The organism is Lentzea sp. NPDC058450, from assembly GCF_042721395.1.
In the GTDB taxonomy this organism is placed as follows: Bacteria; Actinomycetota; Actinomycetes; order Mycobacteriales; family Pseudonocardiaceae; genus Lentzea.
On the sequence record NZ_JBHXLO010000073.1, the window covers coordinates 1 to 1,086 of the forward strand.

Here is a 1,086-nt window from a genome sequence, read left to right on the forward strand (position 1 = left end):
TGTACTTGGCCGGGACGTTGGTAGCTGTGGATGGGTGTTGACGTGGGGAGAGCCTCCGGTTGGGGTGTGGTTTGTCTAGGACCCACGCCAGCCGGAGGCTCTCGTGTCCCACCGTAATGCCCGAACCACGTTCTTAGGCAGGCTGCTGATCGTTGAGCGGCATCAAGCGGGGTGGCCACAGGCTCACATAGCGGCCGCGATGGGGATCTCGCGCAAGTGCGTGCGAACCTGGTTGAGCCGGTATGCCGCCGAAGGCGAAGCCGGCCTGCGGGACAGGTCATCGCGACCACATCGCTCACCGCGCCGCACCAGTGCCGAGCTCGAGCAGCGGATCCTCGTCCTACGCCGTGATCAGCGGCGTGGCCCGGACTGGATCAGCGCCGAACTGCGCGTGCCTGTTCGGACAGTGTCACGGGTGCTGGCCCGCCACCAGGTCCCGCGGCTGGCCGCGCTCGACCCGATCACCGGCGAGGTCATCAGGTCGAGCAAGTCCACCGCGATCCGCTATGAACGGGACCGGCCGGGCGAGCTGGTCCACATGGACATCAAGAAGATCGGCCGCATCCCCGACGGCGGCGGCTGGCGCGTGCACGGCCGGCCCCTGCGCAACACCACCCGCGACCGCGCCGCCCAGATCGGGTTCGACTACGTCCACACGCTGGTCGACGACCACAGCAGACTCGCCTACTCAGAGATCCTGCCCGACGAGAAAGGCCCCACCTGCGCGGCCTTCCTGACCAGGGCCATCGCCTACTTCGCCGGCCACGGCATCACCCACATCCAACGGCTGATGACCGACAACGCCTGGGCCTACCGCTGGTCACTACGCGAGGTCTGCGCCCGCCACGGCATCCAGCAGAAGTTCATCAAACCCCACTGCCCCTGGCAGAACGGCAAAGTCGAACGACTCAACCGCACCCTGCAAACCGAATGGGCCTACCGGCACGCCTTCACCAGCAACACCGAACGCACCAACGCCCTTGCACCCTGGATCGAGCACTACAACACTCAACGCCGCCACAGCGCACTCGGAGGCCACCCACCCATCACCCGATTGCAACCAACCTGATGGCCAAATACACCTAG

At 66.0% G+C, this 1,086-nt stretch carries 1 protein-coding gene; it reads left to right on the forward strand.

Annotated features, from left to right (window positions below):
* The first annotated feature begins 103 nt into the window (after positions 1-103).
* Positions 104-1,069 carry an IS481 family transposase gene (locus tag ACFWNN_RS45590; protein ID WP_382446212.1) on the forward strand — a complete coding sequence of 322 codons (966 nt, stop codon included), beginning with the start codon at positions 104-106 and terminating at the stop codon, positions 1,067-1,069.
* The last annotated feature ends 17 nt before the right edge of the window (positions 1,070-1,086 follow it).